A 16,192-nucleotide genomic window follows, 5' to 3' on the forward strand; every position below is an offset into this window, starting at 1 on the left:
GCGGCGTGGCGGCGAGCGTTGTTTGTCGTGTGGAAACCCCGCCGGGCGCTGGACTAGGGTGAAGGCAAGCCCCATGTTGGGGTGCTTGTGGAGAACTGGAAAATGGAGCGACATCACAAACGGATCAACAACGTAAAACGGCGCAAATTGATCGCCGCCTACAAACTGCCGGGAGCGCCCGGGGCGCACGCCACGTTACCGCTGGACACCGATGAAGACAGCAACGCCGCGGTGGTTAACAACAGTGTCATGTCGTTTGCCGAGGGCCTGTCCGGGCTGAACCGCGAATACATCCGTAAAAGCTATCTGCTGGCCAGCAGTTACGTGAGCGATGTGTTGAAAGTCCAACGCGGCAGCGAGGCGTGGTACGACGAATTTATCAAGGTGATGATCAGTCTGGGCTGGCTACCGGTGCGCAGTCGGTTCGAGCGCGTCTCCAGCGTCGGCAAGGGCCTGACGGTGCAACTGGCGGCGTTGAATATGATTGCGACGTTGCTGGCTTCGACGTCATTGAGCGGGCCGTTGCTGGCTACGCTGCCCAAGCTCGCGGCGGATGCGCTGGAGGCGCTGAAGCAGCAGCCGACGTCTTTCGAACTGTTCAAACGCAACAGCGCCGTGCACCAGGGCGGTGATTTCGGCCTGGCGTCCTGCGCCGAATCCGACGGTGAATTGACGATGGTGCTGGTGACCTACAGCACCCAGGGCGTGAGTAAACAGGTGGGGTTGCCATTCCTGGAGTGGGATAGCTCCTCGTTCGAGGCCTTCAGCGGGCAAACCTGCCTGGTGCTCAATACCTCGGTGGTCAACGAAAAAACCATCCAGCTGATGCGCGAGAGCGCCGGAGACAAAGTACAGCTGGCAATCGCGAAATACCGGATTTAGGGCACCAGATAGCCGCGCACGCCCGTAAAAATAATCTGCGCGGCAAGGGCGCAAACAAACAAGCCCATCAATCGACTGACAATCTGCAAGCCCTGGTCACCCAAAATGCGTTCGATGCGGTTGGACAAGTACAGCACCACACCCACCGTGAAGCTGGCCAGGGCGATGCTGAGGATGGCCATGATTTTGTCATCCCAGTGCGGCTGGCTGACCCCCATTACCAGCAACGCACCGATGGTGCCGGGGCCGACGGTGAGGGGGATGGTCAGCGGCACGATGGTTACGTCCTGCTGCACGTTATCGGTCTGCACGGCCGACTTACCCTGAGCCATGCCCAGGGCAGAAATGAACAGCACACTGCCGGCGCCGATGCGGAATGCGTCCACGGTGATGCCGAACACACTGAAAATCAACCGGCCGAACAGGTAGAGCAACACACTGGACACCAGTGTTGCCAAGGCCACTTTCCAGGCCAGGCGGCGTCGTTCTTTGCTGGAATAGCCGCGAGTCAGGCTGATAAAGCAGGACAGCACGAAGAACGGGCTGTAGAGCACCAGCATCTTCAGGTAAACGCTGAATAACACGTGGAGCATGGAGGAGGCTCGCGGCAGGAGAAGTGGGGAGAGTCTAACAGGCGCCAGGGGGCAAATGTGGGAGGGCAAGCCCTATCCCACATGGGATTTCAGGTCACGAGGGGGCGTGTTCGGGGCGCTGTTGACGCTGTGCCACCCAGAACTCCACCAGTTCACGCAGTTGCGACAATTCCACTGGCTTGGCCATATGCCCGTCCATACCGGCTTGGCGTGCGCGCTCTTTATGTTCCGAGAGGATGTGCGCGGTGAGCGCGACCACCGGCGTGCGGATGCGTTGGTGGCTGACTTCCCAGGCGCGCAGTTGTTGGGTGGCCGAAAAACCGTCGAGGATTGGCATCTCGCAGTCCATCAACACCAGGTCATAACGCTGGGCTTTCATGGCCTCCAGCGCTTCTTCGCCGTTGCTGGCGGTGTCCGGGTTGAGGTTGAGCTTGCCGAGCATGCCGCGGATAACTTTGGTGGAAATGCTGTTGTCTTCGGCCACCAGGATGCGGAAATCGCTGGGCACGGTGACAGCTTCCGGCGTCGTCAGGACCGGGCGCGGCGTGGCGCTGCCTTTGCTGCGCTGGGTCAGTTCGTCGGCCAGGGTGGTCTTGAGGGTATAGCCGGCCACCGGCTTGGCCAGGATGCGCTTGATCCCGCAGTTACGCGCGATGATCTTGCTCGGCGCGTTGCTGATGCCGGTGAGCATGATCAACAGAATGTCGTGGTTCAGGCTAGGGTCTTCCTTGATCTTCGCCGCCAGTTGCATGCCGGTCATGCCTGGCATGTTCTGGTCCAGCAGCACCACGTCGAAGTAGTCGCGCAGGTGCGCTTTGGTGCGCAGCAGGGCCAGGGCTTCTTTGCCCGAGGGCGCGGCACTGACGTTCAGGCCCCAGGCCGAGCATTGCTGCACCAGCACTTTGCGGCAGGTGTCGTTGTCGTCCACCACCAGCACGCGGGCGCCTTTGAGCGGGCCGTCGAGGTCGGACGTCGGGTGTTCCAGGCGCTCCGGGTCCAGCGGCAGGGTCAGCCATAAGGTGCTGCCCTGATGGCTGCCGCTCTTGATGCCGAATTCGCCGTTCATCAACAGGATCAGCTGGCGCGCGATCACCAACCCCAGGTGGCCGCTCAAACGGGTGGCCGACAGGAAATTCTTACTGTGCAGTTCGCTATGCAGCAGGGCATCGCGCTCGGCGGCTTCCATTGGAATGCCGCTGTCTTGCACGGCGATGCGCAGGCGCGGTTTGGTGCTGCGATCGTCCAAGGCCACCACGATCAGCACTTCGCCTTCGTCGGTTTTCTGCAGGGCGTTTTCCAATAGGCTCAACAGCGCCTGGCGCAGGCGTGTCGGGTCGCCGCTGATAACGCGCGGCACTTGGGGCTGGATAAAGCTGATCAGTTCGACATTCTGCTGCTCGGCCTTGGCGCGGAAGATACTCAGGCAGTCCTCGATCAGCGCATTGAGGTCGAACTGCACATCGTCCAATTCGATCTGCCCGGATTCGAGTTTGGAGATGTCGAGAATCTCGTTGATCAGCGTGAGCAGTTCGTTACCGGCGCTGTGGATGGTCTGCACATAGTCCCGTTGCTTCACCGACAGCGGAGTGCCCAGCAGCAGTTCGGTCATGCCCAGCACGCCGTTCATGGGGGTGCGGATTTCGTGACTGATTTTTGCCAGGAACTCGGCCTTGGCGGCGATCTCGGCATTGCTGGCGGCCAGGTCGCGGCTGAGGCTGAAGCGTGCCTCGACAATCGCGCGCTGGCGCTCGCCCAGAGCCAGGCTCATCAACAGGCCACTCAGGCAAATGAATGCCAGCAGCGTCACGATCAGGCCCTGTGGCGAGACCATCGTCAGGCCCAGCAGCGCCGGCAGGATAATCAGAGTGCCGATATTGAAGACCACCATCCCCGCCACGAACAGTCGCGCTGGACGGTAGCCTTTCTGCCAGTGATACGCTGAAACGAACAACATGCTCAGCCCCGCCAACGCCACCAGCGCGTAGGTGATGATATTCAGGGGCAGGGTGTTGACGAACAACAGCAGCAGACCGCACAGCACGATGAGCAGGATGTCGGCCATCAGCAGCTTGTTCAGTACATGGGGGCCGAGCGGCATAAAGAAGCGATAGGCAAACATCAGCCCGCACGGTGCGGTCAGCAGCAGGGCCAGGTACGCGCCGGGGGTCTGCACTGCGTGCCAGTTGGGCAGCCACGGGCCGACCAGGTTAAGCAGCAGCGCCAGGCTGAGCATCAACAGGGCCTCGCAGGCGGCCAGCCATAGGCTGCTGCGCGAGCGGTGGTAGGCGAACCGTGTGAGGTTATGCAGGATCAGCATCAGCAGGCAGCCGAACAGCAGGCCGTAGATCAGCGTCTGCGTCTGGTTGGCGGCGGCAAGTACGGCCGGTTCCAGAGTGATATAGGGGCGCAGCTCGTGTTCCGAGACCAGCCGCACGTAGACCTCAAGGACGTTCTGACTTTGCGGCAGCGGTAGCATGAAGTCGCTGCTGGGCAGCGGGCGTTCCGTCTGGGCCTGGCGGGTGCCGGTGCTTTGTTGCTCTACCAGGGTGTCACCATCGAGCACGTATAGGTTCAGGTGGGACAGGTCCGGGGCGAAGATGCGCAGCACTTGCTCGTGCTTGCCGGGTTGCAACTTGAAACGTACCCACAACGCACCGTCCGGCTCCGCGGCGGTAATACGGTCCAGTTCGATGGGGCTGAATTGATTGGTGTAACGCGAGGAGCGGATGTCGCTCAGTTGCAGGTCAGCCTGTTCATCAAGCAATACTGCCCAGCCACTGCCTTGCGCGGCGGCCTGGGCCGGGAGCAAGCAGAGCAGCGTCAGCAGACTGACAGTGAAACCTATGGCGATCCTGAGCCAGCGCACGGCGAAATCCCTTCGTAGGTTGATGCACGGGTTAACTATGCGCGGGGTGGCGGGTATACGGCAAGGGCCTTGAGCCCTTGCCTAACCGAACGGATAGCTACTGACAATGCTAGCGATGTTCGAGATTTACTGGCTCTCACCACGCTCGCGGGCAATGGCGCGATAGCCGATGTCCTTGCGGTAGAAGCAGCCCTTCCAGTCGATTGCCGCGGCCAGTTTGTACGCTTGCTGCTGCGCGGCGTCGACACTGGCGCCCATGGCGGTGGCGCACAGCACGCGGCCGCCGGCGGTGACGACCTGGCCGTCCTTGAGCGCAGTGCCCGCATGGAACACCTTGCCTTCCAGCTTAGCCGCCGCTTCCAGGCCTTCAATCACGTCGCCCTTGGCGTAGTCGGCAGGGTAGCCGCCGGCTGCCAGCACAATGCCGACGCTCGGACGTGGGTCCCACTGTGCTTCAACCTTGTCCAAGGCCTGGGCCAGGGCGGCTTCCACCAGCAGCACCAGGCTCGATTGCAGGCGCAGCATCACCGGTTGGGTTTCCGGATCGCCGAAGCGGCAGTTGAACTCGATGACTTTCGGATTGCCGGCTTTGTCGATCATCAGACCGGCGTAGAGGAAACCGGTGTACACGTTGCCTTCGTCGGCCATGCCGCGCACGGTCGGCCAGATCACCTGATCCATCACACGCTGGTGCACATCACTGGTCACCACCGGCGCCGGCGAGTAAGCGCCCATGCCACCGGTGTTCGGGCCAGTGTCGCCGTCGCCGACGCGCTTGTGGTCCTGGCTGGTGGCCATTGGCAGCACGTTCTTGCCGTCGACCATCACGATGAAGCTGGCTTCTTCACCGTCGAGGAATTCTTCGATGACGACACGCGAGCCCGCATCGCCGAAGGCATTGCCGGCGAGCATGTCGCGTACGGCGTCTTCGGCTTCCTGCAGGGTCATCGCTACGATCACGCCTTTACCGGCGGCCAGGCCGTCGGCCTTGATCACGATTGGCGCGCCTTTTTCACGCAGGTAAGCCAGGGCCGGCTCGATCTCGGTGAAGTTCTGGTAATCGGCGGTCGGGATCTTGTGGCGGGCGAGGAAATCCTTGGTAAAGGCTTTCGAGCCTTCCAATTGCGCAGCACCGGCGGTGGGGCCGAAGCAATCCAGGCCACGGCTGCGGAACAGGTCCACCACACCGGCCACCAGCGGTACTTCCGGGCCGACGATGGTCAGGGAAACGTTTTTCTCGGCGAAATCGGCCAGTTGCTCAAGGGCCAGCACGTCGATGGCAACGTTCTGGCATTTGGCTTCAATGGCGGTGCCGGCATTGCCGGGGGCTACGAAAACTGTCTGGACGCGAGGGTCCTGGGCAACTTTCCAGGCCAAGGCGTGTTCACGGCCGCCGCTGCCGATGATCAAAACATTCAAGTCAGACTCCTTCGAGGGAAGTTAAAAGCTGCAAGCGGCAAGTTAAAAGCAATCTGCATTGCCTCTCCCTACGTTGCGCAGCCTCTAATGAATAAGGCTGCAAGCGAAAGTAAAAGCGATCCCGGTCTACTCTTACTTGCCGCTTGCAGCTATAAGCTCGCTACTTCACGCAGTGGATCAGTGGCGGAAGTGGCGCATGCCAGTGAAGACCATGGCAATGCCAGCTTCGTCGGCCGCGGCAATCACTTCGGCGTCGCGCATCGAGCCGCCTGGCTGGATCACGGCAGTCACACCGGCCTTGGCGGCGTTGTCCAGGCCGTCACGGAACGGGAAGAACGCGTCGGACGCCATCACCGAACCGGCCACCTGCAACCCGGCGTGCTCGGCCTTGATCGCGGCGATACGCGCCGAGTTCACGCGGCTCATCTGGCCGGCGCCGACCCCGATGGTCTGGCGGTTCTTGGCGTAGACGATGGCGTTGGATTTAACGTACTTGGCCACTTTCCAGGCGAAGATCAGGTCGTGGATTTCCTGCTCGGTCGGCGCCCGCTGGGTCACCACTTTCAGGTCGTCGGCGCTGATCATGCCGATATCGCGGCTCTGCACCAGCAGGCCGCCGTTGACGCGCTTGTAGTCCCATGCCGCGGCGCGGTCGGCCGACCACTCGCCGCAGGCCAGCAGGCGCACATTGGCCTTGGCTGCGACGATGGCGCGGGCTTCTTCGCTCACGGATGGGGCGATGATCACTTCAACGAATTGACGATCGACGATGGCTTTGGCGGTCTCGGCGTCCAGTTCGCGGTTGAAGGCGATGATGCCGCCGAACGCCGACTCGGTGTCGGTGGCGTAGGCCAGTTCGTAGGCCTGGCGAATGCCGCCTTCGGCGTCCGGGCTGACGGCCACGCCGCACGGGTTGGCGTGCTTGACGATCACGCAGGCCGGCTTGACGAAGCTCTTGACGCACTCCAGCGCAGCGTCGGTGTCGGCCACGTTGTTGTAGGACAGCTCTTTGCCTTGCAACTGGGTCGCGGTGGCGATGCCCACTTCGGCAGGCTTGGCTTCCACGTAGAACGCCGCGCTCTGGTGCGGGTTCTCGCCGTAGCGCATTTCCTGGGCCTTGATGAACTGGCTGTTGAAGGTGCGCGGGAACTGGCTGCGGCCTTCGGTGCTGAGGGTTTCGGCGGCTTGATTAACGGTGCCCATGTAGTTGGCGATCATGCCGTCGTAGGCGGCGGTGTGTTCGAACGCCTTGAGCATCAGGTCGAAACGCTGAGCGTAGGTCAGGCCACCGGCCTTGAGGTTTTCCAGCACGCTGGCGTAGTCGCTGGCATTGACCACAATGGCCACGTCTTTGTGGTTCTTGGCCGCCGAGCGGACCATGGTAGGGCCGCCGATGTCGATGTTTTCGATGGCGGTCGGCAGGTCACAGCCGGGTTTGTTGATGGTGGCTTCGAATGGGTAGAGGTTGACGGCCACCAGGTCGATCGGCTTGATGCCGTGCTCGTTCATGATCGCGTCGTCGGTGCCGCGACGGCCGAGGATGCCGCCGTGGATTTTCGGGTGCAGGGTCTTGACCCGACCGTCCATCATTTCTGCGAAACCGGTGTAGTCCGCGACTTCTACTGCGGCCACGCCGTTGTCCTGCAGCAGTTTGAAGGTCCCGCCCGTGGAGAGGATTTCCACGCCCAGAGCTTCCAGCTCACGGGCAAATTCGAGGATCCCGGTCTTGTCGGAGACACTGATCAAGGCGCGGCGGATCGGCAGGCGGGTGGTCTGGTCGGTCATTTCAATTTCCATCAAAAGCAAAGGAGTCAGCAAAAAAGGCGACCGGTTTTACGCGGGCGCCTTTCTGGTTGGATTGAATGCTTACAGCAAATCGTACTGCTTGAGCTTCTTGCGCAGGGTCCCACGGTTGAGGCCCAGCAGCTCACTGGCTTTGGTCTGGTTGCCCTTGACGTAGTTCATCACGCTTTCGAGCAAGGGCGCCTCGACTTCGGAGAGCACCAGGTTGTACACGTCCGTGACGGAAGCGCCCTCAAGGTGGGCGAAATAATTGTGCAGCGCCTTCTCGACACTCCCGCGAAGGGTCTGACCTTCTTCGCTCGGCGTGTTGAGGTGCTGTTTCAAATTGACGTTGTCGCTCACGGGTGCTGTTCCACTCACTAAAGTCTCGGTCATCATCGTCATGCGGCCACCCCCTCTCCGTCCCCTGTCACCAGGCTCTTGTAACGTCCGGCGAAGAACTCACGAACGTTGGCGCACTGTGCTTCCGTATCATCCAAACGATTGAAGTGGGCGCGAAACTCCTTGGCGCCCGGCAAGGTTGCGAGATACCAGCCCACATGCTTACGAGCAATGCGTACTCCCATGACGTCTCCATAGAAGGCGTGCAGGGCGGCCAGATGCTCTAGCAGAATACGTTCCACCTCGATCAGCGCCGGCGCCGGCAAGGTTTCGCCGGTGCGCAGGAAGTGCTCGATCTCACGAAAAATCCACGGCCGCCCCTGGGCAGCACGGCCAATCAACAGGCCATCGGCACCGGTCGCGTGGAGTACGCGCCGGGCTTTCTCGGCGGAGTCGATATCGCCATTGGCAAAGACCGGCATCGACACCGCCTGCTTGATCGCGGCGATGGTGTCGTACTCGGCTTCACCGGTGTAAAGGTCGGCGCGGGTGCGGCCATGCACCGCCAGCGCTGTAATACCTGCCTGTTCGGCGATCTTCGCCACCGTAAGACCATTCTTGTTGTCCCGGTCCCAGCCGGTGCGAATCTTCAGGGTTACCGGCACATCGACTGCGGCGACAACGGCCTGCAGGATCTCGGCAACCAACTGCTCATCTTTCAACAGCGCTGAACCGGCGGCCTTGTTGCAGACCTTCTTGGCCGGGCAGCCCATGTTGATATCGATAATCTGCGCACCCAGCTCCACGTTGGCCCGGGCCGCATCCGCCAGCATCTGCGCATCTCCACCGGCGATCTGCACCGAGCGGGGCTCGGGATCACCTTCGTGGATCATGCGCATCCGCGACTTGCGGGTGTTCCACAGACTCATGTCGCTGGTGACCATTTCCGAGACTACTAGGCCGGCGCCCAATCGTTTGCACAGCTGACGAAAGGGCTGGTCGGTGACGCCCGCCATAGGGGCGAGAATCAAGCCGTTCTGCAATGTGTATGGGCCGATGCGTACCGCCGACATAGGACTTCCCTGTTGTGGGGCCGGATCATTAGAGTTCGAAAAAGGGTTGGCATGATACCCGCTCTCGATGACTGGATAAAGGCTGAATTGGATAAAATCTGAACAGTTATTTCTTTATCGCCGTCGGTTTGGTTGACCGGCGCGCAGTCAATCTTCCACCGTCAGGTTTCGCTGGTTGAGTCGTTTCACTCGGGGGAGTGGAAGCTCAGGCTGTAATTCACGGCTTTGTTGCCCGGATCGAGGATATCCAGGGAGATATGGATCGGGGTCTGCGATGGCATTTCGCTAACGCCGGCCAGCTCGCCGCTGAGGTATTCGCTCGGTTTGAACCGACGACTGGCAATCAAGCCGCCGTTGAGGTCGGCGAAACGCAGCTCTAGCAGTGGGAAGGGCTGGGAGAAAGTTGCACGGTTGTAGATGATTGCGTCCACCACCAGCGCCCCGGCGAACTCAGGGTGGCTGCGCACCACCAGGTTGCTGCTCTTGATATGGGCGATATCGACCCGTGACGGTACCGTGCAGCCCAGTGTGGGGCACAACTGCTGGAACCACGGACGGTAGGCGTCCTGGCGGGCCAGGTCGTCGAATTGATAGGCGATGTACTGGCCCGCCAGGCCGGCTGCGGCGAGAAGCACCAGCAATAGCCAGATCAGGCGGCGGCCCAGCCCTGAAGGGCGTTTTTGCGCGTAGAGGTGCAGCGGGTCGTCTTCCAGGTCCTGAAGCACGTCGTCGTGGACGCTGGCCGCAGGGCGCGCACGCTTGCGGCGCGGCTGAGGGTGTTCTTCCGGCTCCGGGGTGGGGGTCTCATCGTGTACTGGAGTGACGGGGGGATCGAATGCGTCGGTGTCGCGTATCGACCGCAACGGCGGCTCATCCTCGATCTCGTCGGTGTGGAACGACATCGACGGTTCGGTGCGCTGACGTGTCGCAGCGCCTGGGGTCGCTTCGGGTTCGTCTTCGTCGGCTTGGACACGTTCTTCAGCGGGTTCGCTGAACAGGCTGGCGGCCCACTTTTCCTCTTCGGCCTTGAGCGTGTCGCGGCTGGCGCTGAGGGGTTCTTCCTTCTGCCGACGATCGCCGGGTTGGCGACGGTCGGCGCTCACCGATGCGGCGGGCTGAGTGGGGCGGCGTTCCAGCTTGGCCAGTTCTTCGTCCAGGTCCAGGTGATCCAGATCCAGCTCTTCGGCGCTCCATTGCTTCTGGCTGATCGCGCGCGGCGCCTCGGGCAAGGCCTCGGCGGCTGTCGGCGGCTCGGTCGTCGGCGCAGGCGCAGGCGCAGGCGCATGGGCCGCGCGTTGCTCCAGTAACTGACGAGCCGCGTTGAACACTTGCAGGCACGAGCCACAACGAACTACGCCGCGGGCCACGCTCAATTGAGCATGGTTGACGCGAAAGCGAGTCTGGCAATGTGGGCACTGGGTGACGAAACTGTCGGTCATGCGGCCATCCGATTCAGGCAAGCGCTCATTCTAGCGCCGACGACCGCTGATGCGTACCCAGCCATCGCGGTTAGCGATCGGGTCCAGGTCGAAGTCCTGGGCATAAGCGGCGGCGACTTCATCGCCCTGTTCGGCGAGGATCCCCGACAGCGCCAGGCGCCCGCCGGGCTTGACCAGGCTCGATAGCTGCGGCGCCAGGGACACCAGCGGCCCGGCGAGGATATTGGCCACCAGCACATCGGCCTGCACCTGGGGCAAATCCTGCGGTAGGTAAAGCGGGAATTTGCCTTCAGGAATGTTGTTGCGCCCGGCGTTGTCGCGCGACGCTTCCAAGGCCTGTACATCGATATCGGTGCCGACGGCTTCCTTGGCACCCAGCAGCAGAGCGGCGATTGCCAGAATCCCCGAGCCGCAGCCAAAGTCCAGTACGTGGCTGTCGCGCAGGTCCTGACCGTCGAGCCATTCCAGGCAGAGGGCGGTGGTGGGGTGGGTGCCGGTGCCGAACGCCAGGCCCGGGTCGAGCAGCAGGTTCACCGCGTCCGGCTCCGGGGCCGCGTGCCAGCTCGGCACGATCCACAGGCGCTGGCCAAAACGCATGGGCTGGAAGTTGTCCATCCAACTGCGCTCCCAGTCCTGGTCTTCGATCACTTCGCTGTGATGTTCCGGCAGCGGGCTGCCGGTGAGCAGTTCCAGATGGGCCAGTACGCTGGCGGCTTCGGTGCCGCCCTCGAACAGGGCCAGCAAGTGGGTGTGGGACCACAGTGGGGTGGTGTTCAGTTCGGGTTCGAAGATCGGCTGGTCTTCGGCATCCATAAAGGTCACCGACACGGCGCCCACTTCGAGGAACGCGTCTTCGTAGGTTTCGGCTTGTTCTGGGCTGATGGCGAGACGGACTTGCAGCCAAGGCATGGCGGGCACCTTTGAAAATAATGAGTGTGCGACGACGGGGTCGCGAAAGCGCGCAAGTTTACGCGAGCGGCGGGCAGAAGACGACACTACTGACTGCACGCCGGTCAAATGTGGGGAGGGGGCTTGCCCCCGATAGCGTTGGACCAGTTAGAGATACTCAGACTGACACACTGCAATCGGGGCAAGCCCCCTACCACATTTGGCTTGTGTACATTTTCACAATAGAGGGCTCACAAACAACAAAACCGCCCGAAGGCGGTTTTGTTGGGTGGAGCACTTACTGGTCGGCCAGTTTGTGTTCCAGGTAGTGAATGTTCACACCACCTTCGCAGAAGCCTTCATCGCGGACCAATTCCCGGTGCAGCGGAACGTTGGTCTTGATGCCGTCGACCACGATTTCGTCCAGGGCGTTGCGCATACGGGCCATGGCCTCGTCGCGCGTGGCGCCCCAGGTGATCAGCTTGCCGATCAGCGAGTCGTAGTTGGACGGAACCTTGTAGCCGCTGTACAGGTGCGAATCGACGCGAACGCCGTTGCCGCCCGGAGCATGGAAGTGCTTGACCAGGCCTGGGCTCGGCATAAAGGTTTTCGGGTCTTCGGCATTGATCCGGCACTCCAGGGAGTGGCCATGAATCTTCACGTCAGCCTGGGTGAACGACAGCACGTTGCCGGCGGCGATGCTTAGCATCTCCTTGACGATGTCGATACCGGTGACCATCTCCGAAACCGGATGCTCCACCTGCACGCGAGTGTTCATCTCGATGAAGTAGAAACGACCGTTCTCGTAGAGGAACTCGAAGGTACCGGCGCCACGGTAGTTGATGTCGATGCACGCCTTGACGCAGCGCGCCAGAACTTCCTGGCGAGCGGTTTCGTCCAGGCCCGGAGCCGGCGCTTCTTCCAACACCTTCTGGTGACGGCGTTGCAGCGAGCAGTCACGGTCGCCCAGGTGGATGGCGTGGCCCTGGCCGTCGGACAGTACCTGCACTTCCACGTGACGTGGATTGGTCAGGTATTTCTCCAGATAGACCATCGGGTTGCCGAACCAGGCGCCGGCTTCCGCACGGGTCTGCTTGGCCGCTTCGATCAGGTCTTCTTCTTTGTGCACCACGCGCATGCCGCGACCACCACCACCACCGGCGGCCTTGATGATCACCGGGTAACCGACTTCGCGACCAATGCGCAGGGCGGTTTCCTCGTCTTCAGGCAATGGGCCATCGGAACCCGGAACGGTTGGCACGCCGGCCGCAATCATGGCGTCCTTGGCCGACACCTTGTCGCCCATCAGGCGAATGGTTTCGGCTTTCGGGCCGATGAAGGCGAACCCGGATTTTTCCACCTGTTCGGCGAAATCGGCGTTTTCCGCGAGGAAGCCATAGCCTGGGTGGATGCCATCAGCGCCGGTCACTTCTGCCGCGGCGATGATGTTCGGGATGTTCAGGTAGGAGTTCGAGGCCAGTGGCGGGCCGATGCAGATGCTCTCGTCCGCCAGCTTAACGTGCATCAATTCGGTGTCGGCCGTCGAGTAAACAGCGACGGTCTTGATGCCCTCTTCCTTACAGGCGCGCAGGATACGCAGCGCGATCTCGCCGCGGTTGGCGATCAGGACTTTTTGCAGTTTCTTCGCAGGTTTCAACATCGAAGGTGCTCCGCGGTTCAAACGATGGTGAACAGCGGCTGGTCGTACTCAACCGGCTGACCGTTTTCTACCAGGATGGACTCGATCACGCCGGCTTTTTCAGCGGTGATGTGGTTCATCATTTTCATCGCTTCGACGATGCAAATGGTGTCGCCCACTTTCACGGTCTTGCCCACTTCAACGAAGGCTGGCGAGGTCGGTGCCGGGGTGCGGTAGAAAGTACCGACCATTGGCGACTTGACCACGAAACCGTTCAGCGCAGGAGCTGCCGGTGAGGCAGGAGCAGCCGGGGCAGCCGGTGCAGCGGCTGGTGCAGCAGCAGCCGGAGCCGGCGCTTGCATCTGCGGGGCATAGAATTGTTGAGCTGGGGTCTTGCTGTGGCGGCTGATCCGTACGGACTCTTCGCCTTCCTTGATTTCCAGCTCGTCGATACCGGATTCTTCCAGCAGTTCGATCAACTTCTTAACTTTACGGATATCCATGAATCATCAACTCCCAAGGGTCGGTCAGGGGCGCTTGGCCGGTTGTTCAAGCTGTTCCAGGGCGGCCTCCAGGGCCAGTCGGTAACCGCTGGCGCCAAGGCCGCAGATCACTCCCACCGCTACGTCGGAGAAGTAGGAGTGATGGCGGAAAGGTTCGCGTTTGTGCACGTTCGACAAATGCACTTCGATGAATGGGATGCTCACCGCCAGCAGCGCGTCACGTAATGCAACACTTGTATGCGTAAAAGCGGCTGGATTGATCAGGATAAAGTCCACACCTTCGCCGCGCGCGGCATGGATGCGATCAATCAACTCGTACTCGGCATTGCTTTGCAGGTATTGCAGATGGTGGCCGGCATCACGGGCCCTCTGTTCCAGATTGAGGTTGATCTGATCGAGGGTCACTGCCCCGTAGACGCCCGGTTCACGGGTGCCAAGCAGGTTCAGGTTGGGTCCGTGAAGAACCAGTAAGGTCGCCATCGGCTGTTCCTTGTTATAGAGGTGGGTACGTCAGAACCCGGCGACTATGCCGCAAAGCCTTTGTGACTGTCCAGTTCTATGCAGTAGGCGGCACGATTAGCGAGGATTGCGCAAAATTTATGACTGTGGGTCAGTATCCGGTCATAGGCGACACGTCATGAACCCTATGGAGATCAAGTGTGGAAGGGGGCTTGCCCCCCGATTGCAGTGTGACAGTCTCAGTATCTCTAACTGATCCACCGCTATCGGGGGCAAGCCCCCTCCCACATTAGTTCTTGATATGACGCTGGGACCGGTTAGACGCGGAATGCCTGTACGGCGGTATTGAGCTGCCCACCCAGCACCAGCAAATGCTCACCCTGGCTGCGACCTTGGCCGATACGCAGCAAATTGTCTTCGCCCAGTTGATGAATACGCTCGCTGTTATCGCGAATCTCACTTACCGCGCCACTCTGCTGCGCGGTGACATCGGCGATGCGCACGGCGGTGTCGGAAATGGTCTGGATCGCGCCGACGATTTCGTCCAATGCGCCGTCGGCGGCCTGGGCCTGCTGGGCGGTGGCTTCGGCGTGTTCCACCTGGGCGCGCATGCCTTCCACCGATTGGCGGGCGGCGCTTTGCAGGCCGGCGATCAAGCCTTGGATTTCGGCGGTGGCGCCGGCGGTGCGCTGGGCCAGGGAGCGGACTTCGTCGGCGACCACCGCAAAACCGCGGCCGGCCTCCCCGGCGCGGGCGGCTTCGATGGCTGCGTTGAGTGCGAGCAGGTTGGTCTGGTCGGCGATGGAGCGGATTACCGTCAGCACACCGCCGATGGTGGCGGATTCTTCGGCGAGTTTTTCGATCATCTGCGCGTTTTGCTGTACTTCGCCCACCAGGACATGCAGGCCGGTCAGGCTCAGGCCGATCACCCGCTGGCCCTGTTCCACCGCCTGGCCTGCGCTGCGGCTGGCGCCGGCGGCCTGGCTGGCGTCGCCGGCCACTTGCTGAATGGTCGCTTCCAGTTCACCCAGGGAGTCGCGGATCTGCGCGGTATCGCCGGCCTGGCGCTCGGCGCCGTCGTGCAGGCCGCTGCTCAATTTGGCCAGCGCACGGCTGCTGCCGGCGACTTCTTCGGCATTGCCACGAATGGTGTCTACCAAGTCCACCAGGTAGGCACGCAAGCGGTTCAGGGAGGCTTCGATATCGTGCAGTTCGCGGTTGGTCTTGCCCAGGGCAATCGGTTGGCTGAAGTCGCCCTCTGCCCAGGTCGATAAGGCCGGCGCCAGGCTGGTCAGCACTCGGGCCAGGCGGCGTTGGAGGGTGTCGATCAGCAGCGCGATCAGCAGGATCAGGCCAATCATCACGCCTTGCATCAGGCGCACTTCGCCCTGGATTTTGCCATGCTGCGCGCGCACTACCGGTTCCAGCCCGGCGATGGCCTGTTGCACCGCATTGATCTTCAGATGCGTGGCGGCGGCCAGGTCGGCGCGCTGCTGGATCTGCGCGCGGGTGCGTTTGAGTTCGGCGGGGTAACGGGTCAGCAGGCTGTTGAGTTCGCGCTTGAGGTCGACGCCGCTGTCCTGGGCTTCGGCTTTTTCAGTGTTTTCCAGGCCCATCAACGCGGAGAAGTCATCGGTATTGGATTCGGCGCTGGCTTTCACACCCAGTAATGGCAACTGTTCCAGCAGGTCGGCCTGGCCACGGATCTGGCCGAGTTCGCGCTCCACGTCATCGGCCAGCTCGGCGCGCCCGCTGCTGACCAGTTTGTCGCGGGCCAGTGAGAGTTTGCCCAAGTGCTGGGACGCGGCCAGCAGCGCTGGCAGGTAGCGTGCAGCTTCCGGGGAGTTCACGCCGGTGGCGTACTGGCTCAGCTGTTCCAGGTTCGCACTCAGCTCACGCTCGGCCTGCACCAACAAGGCTTGCGGGTCGCCGGCCAACTTGCCGGCGGCGAGCAGGTCGGTCTTGCTGAAGGCGTCCAGCTCCACCAGGCTGGGGCGTAGGCTCTGCGTCAGCTCGGCGGGCAGTTCATCCAGATGTTGCTGCAGGCTTTCCAGGCTTTGGCTGGCACCGCTCAAACGCAGCGCATCGCCACTGGCCAGATAGTCCTCGATATTGCGTGCCGCCTGGTTCTGAAAGGTCTGCGACAGGCTCAGGTAGCGTTCCATCAGCAGATAAGGGCGCTCCAAGGCGCGTTGCGACCACCATAAGGTCGCCCCCAGCGCCAGGCACACGGCCACTAACAGGAGGGTGTTGAGATTGGTCAGCAGCTTCAGGCGCATGCGTGGTTTCAGCCGGCAGCAAAAGATA

13 protein-coding genes are annotated in these 16,192 nt (G+C 61.7%); 1 reads left to right on the forward strand and 12 read right to left on the reverse strand.

What is annotated here, in order from left to right:
* Positions 1-102 precede the first annotated feature (102 nt).
* Positions 103-882, forward strand: coding sequence for a hypothetical protein (locus tag HRH33_RS03890; RefSeq protein WP_034095675.1), 780 nt, complete (start codon positions 103-105; stop codon positions 880-882).
* Here HRH33_RS03890 and HRH33_RS03895 read toward each other — a convergent pair.
* The 12 genes from HRH33_RS03895 to HRH33_RS03950 form a co-directional block, all read right to left on the reverse strand.
* A complete protein-coding gene (locus tag HRH33_RS03895; protein WP_034095676.1) occupies positions 879-1,475 on the reverse strand; it encodes a MarC family protein in 597 nt (198 codons plus the stop codon). The two genes, HRH33_RS03890 and HRH33_RS03895, sit on opposite strands and share 4 nt — an antisense overlap.
* Before the next feature lie 94 nt (positions 1,476-1,569).
* Positions 1,570-4,341 carry a hybrid sensor histidine kinase/response regulator gene (locus HRH33_RS03900; RefSeq protein WP_167416823.1) on the reverse strand — a complete coding sequence of 924 codons (2,772 nt, stop codon included), beginning with the start codon at positions 4,339-4,341 and terminating at the stop codon, positions 1,570-1,572.
* Between the two features lie 126 nt (positions 4,342-4,467).
* Complete coding sequence (purD, locus tag HRH33_RS03905; protein WP_167416824.1) at positions 4,468-5,760, reverse strand: phosphoribosylamine--glycine ligase; 1,293 nt, start codon at positions 5,758-5,760, stop codon at positions 4,468-4,470.
* Between the two features lie 177 nt (positions 5,761-5,937).
* Positions 5,938-7,545, reverse strand: a complete 1,608-nt coding sequence (gene purH / locus HRH33_RS03910) for a bifunctional phosphoribosylaminoimidazolecarboxamide formyltransferase/IMP cyclohydrolase (RefSeq protein ID WP_034095679.1) — start codon at positions 7,543-7,545, stop codon at positions 5,938-5,940.
* An 81-nt stretch (positions 7,546-7,626) separates the two neighbouring features.
* The gene (gene fis / locus HRH33_RS03915) at positions 7,627-7,947 is read right to left on the reverse strand and encodes a DNA-binding transcriptional regulator Fis (RefSeq protein ID WP_003221275.1); all 321 of its coding nucleotides are present in this window, start codon (positions 7,945-7,947) and stop codon (positions 7,627-7,629) included.
* Positions 7,944-8,957, reverse strand: coding sequence for a tRNA dihydrouridine synthase DusB (gene dusB / locus HRH33_RS03920; protein ID WP_167416825.1), 1,014 nt, complete (start codon positions 8,955-8,957; stop codon positions 7,944-7,946). The genes fis and dusB overlap by 4 nt, the downstream gene beginning before the upstream one ends.
* 185 nt (positions 8,958-9,142) lie before the next feature.
* Positions 9,143-10,396 carry a DUF3426 domain-containing protein gene (locus tag HRH33_RS03925; protein ID WP_167416826.1) on the reverse strand — a complete coding sequence of 418 codons (1,254 nt, stop codon included), beginning with the start codon at positions 10,394-10,396 and terminating at the stop codon, positions 9,143-9,145.
* Between the two features lie 30 nt (positions 10,397-10,426).
* Entirely contained in the window at positions 10,427-11,305 is an 879-nt protein-coding gene (gene prmA, locus HRH33_RS03930; protein ID WP_040265994.1) for a 50S ribosomal protein L11 methyltransferase, read from the reverse strand.
* A 277-nt stretch (positions 11,306-11,582) separates the two neighbouring features.
* The gene (gene accC / locus HRH33_RS03935; protein WP_034095683.1) at positions 11,583-12,944 is read right to left on the reverse strand and encodes an acetyl-CoA carboxylase biotin carboxylase subunit; all 1,362 of its coding nucleotides are present in this window, start codon (positions 12,942-12,944) and stop codon (positions 11,583-11,585) included.
* Between the two features lie 17 nt (positions 12,945-12,961).
* Positions 12,962-13,426 (reverse strand): acetyl-CoA carboxylase biotin carboxyl carrier protein, encoded by a 465-nt coding sequence (gene accB, locus HRH33_RS03940; protein ID WP_034095684.1) that lies wholly within the window; start codon positions 13,424-13,426, stop codon positions 12,962-12,964.
* A gap of 24 nt (positions 13,427-13,450) precedes the next feature.
* On the reverse strand, positions 13,451-13,906 hold the full coding sequence (aroQ, locus tag HRH33_RS03945; RefSeq protein WP_173603365.1) for a type II 3-dehydroquinate dehydratase: 456 nt from the start codon (positions 13,904-13,906) through the stop codon (positions 13,451-13,453).
* A 296-nt stretch (positions 13,907-14,202) separates the two neighbouring features.
* Positions 14,203-16,164, reverse strand: a complete 1,962-nt coding sequence (locus tag HRH33_RS03950) for a methyl-accepting chemotaxis protein (protein WP_167416827.1) — start codon at positions 16,162-16,164, stop codon at positions 14,203-14,205.
* Between the last annotated feature and the right edge of the window lie 28 nt (positions 16,165-16,192).

Origin of the sequence: Pseudomonas rhodesiae, assembly GCF_013285305.1 — a bacterium.
In the GTDB taxonomy this organism is placed as follows: domain Bacteria; phylum Pseudomonadota; class Gammaproteobacteria; order Pseudomonadales; family Pseudomonadaceae; genus Aquipseudomonas; species Aquipseudomonas rhodesiae.

What these genes read in the sequence shown, in the direction of transcription:
- accC (WP_034095683.1), bottom strand. Translation starts at nt 12,944, where the DNA reads ATGTTGAAACCTGCGAAGAAACTGCAAAAAGTCCTGATCGCCAACCGC.
- accB (WP_034095684.1), bottom strand. Translation starts at nt 13,426, where the DNA reads ATGGATATCCGTAAAGTTAAGAAGTTGATCGAACTGCTGGAAGAATCC.
- prmA (WP_040265994.1), bottom strand. Translation starts at nt 11,305, where the DNA reads ATGCCTTGGCTGCAAGTCCGTCTCGCCATCAGCCCAGAACAAGCCGAA.
- dusB (WP_167416825.1), bottom strand. Translation starts at nt 8,957, where the DNA reads ATGTCGGCGGTACGCATCGGCCCATACACATTGCAGAACGGCTTGATT.
- HRH33_RS03925 (WP_167416826.1), bottom strand. Translation starts at nt 10,396, where the DNA reads ATGACCGACAGTTTCGTCACCCAGTGCCCACATTGCCAGACTCGCTTT.
- aroQ (WP_173603365.1), bottom strand. Translation starts at nt 13,906, where the DNA reads ATGGCGACCTTACTGGTTCTTCACGGACCCAACCTGAACCTGCTTGGC.
- fis (WP_003221275.1), bottom strand. Translation starts at nt 7,947, where the DNA reads ATGACGATGATGACCGAGACTTTAGTGAGTGGAACAGCACCCGTGAGC.
- HRH33_RS03890 (WP_034095675.1), top strand. Translation starts at nt 103, where the DNA reads ATGGAGCGACATCACAAACGGATCAACAACGTAAAACGGCGCAAATTG.
- HRH33_RS03950 (WP_167416827.1), bottom strand. Translation starts at nt 16,164, where the DNA reads ATGCGCCTGAAGCTGCTGACCAATCTCAACACCCTCCTGTTAGTGGCC.
- purH (WP_034095679.1), bottom strand. Translation starts at nt 7,545, where the DNA reads ATGACCGACCAGACCACCCGCCTGCCGATCCGCCGCGCCTTGATCAGT.
- HRH33_RS03895 (WP_034095676.1), bottom strand. Translation starts at nt 1,475, where the DNA reads ATGCTCCACGTGTTATTCAGCGTTTACCTGAAGATGCTGGTGCTCTAC.